Below are 938 nucleotides of genomic sequence, written 5' to 3'. Positions count from 1 at the left end.
TGAACTCGACGGTGACGCGGTGGTGTTCGTGGTCGGTGAGCAGGGGGAGGTGCTGCAGGGGGAGGTCGGGGGTGGCGGTGGCGGCGCGCAGCAGGACCTCGAAGTGTTCCAGCAGCCGCGTGATGCGATCCGCGTCGAACAGGTCCGTCGCATAGGCGGCCGAGGCCTTGAGCCCGTCGGGCGACTCCTCGAAGGTGATCGACAGGTCGAGCTTGCTGTGCGCGAGCGGGGGATCGGTGGGTCGTACCGTCAGCCCCTCCAGTTCGCCACCCCAACTGCCCCAGCCCTGGCCCATCGAGACCAGGACGTCGAAGAGGGCGTTGCGGTTGACCTCGGTGGTGGCGCCGAGTTCGCGCACCACCTGGTCGAAGGGGTACTCGCCGTGCTGCATGGCGTCCAGCAGGGTGTTCTGCACGCGGTGCAGCAGCGCGCGGAACCCTTCCTGCGGTTCGAGGGTGTCGCGCAGCGCGAGGGTGTTGATGTAGCAACCGATCTGGTCCTGCAACTCCGGTGCCGGGCGGCCGAAGGTGGAGGTGCCGAGGACGAAGTCGGTTTGGCCGGTGTAGCGCAGGAGCTGGACGCGCAGCAGGGCGCTGAGGCCGGCGAAGAGGGTGACCTTCTCGTCCCGGCAGAGCTGCTGGAAGGCTGCCAGGGCTTCGGCGTCGATGGTCCGATCCAGCAGGGCGCCGCGGAAGCTGCGGTCGGCCGGTCGCGGTCGGTCGGTCGGCAGCTCCAGCGGCTCCAGGCCGCCCCCGCCGAGCTGATCGAGCCAGTAGCTGCGGGCCTTCTCCAGGGCGCCCGACCCGAGCCGGTCCTGCTGCCAGGCGGCGTAGTCCCTGTACTGCACGGCCAAGGGTGCGAGGGCGGGTTCGGTGCCGGTGGACAGGGCGTTGTAGGCGGTGCTGACTTCGTCGGTGAGGACGGCCAGTGAGCGTCCG

At 69.9% G+C, this 938-nt stretch carries 1 protein-coding gene; it reads right to left on the bottom strand.

Translation table 11 applies throughout. The features are described from left to right. Positions 1–938, bottom strand: a 938-nt coding sequence (locus tag ABD323_RS41810; protein ID WP_344447307.1) for a condensation domain-containing protein, incomplete at both ends; no start/stop codon positions are given.

The sequence above is a fragment of the Kitasatospora nipponensis genome, from assembly GCF_039528135.1.
Lineage (GTDB): Bacteria > Actinomycetota > Actinomycetes > Streptomycetales > Streptomycetaceae > Kitasatospora > Kitasatospora nipponensis.
The sequence above is the reverse complement of the archived record's forward strand: the minus strand, read 5'-3'. Positions and strand labels throughout refer to the sequence as shown.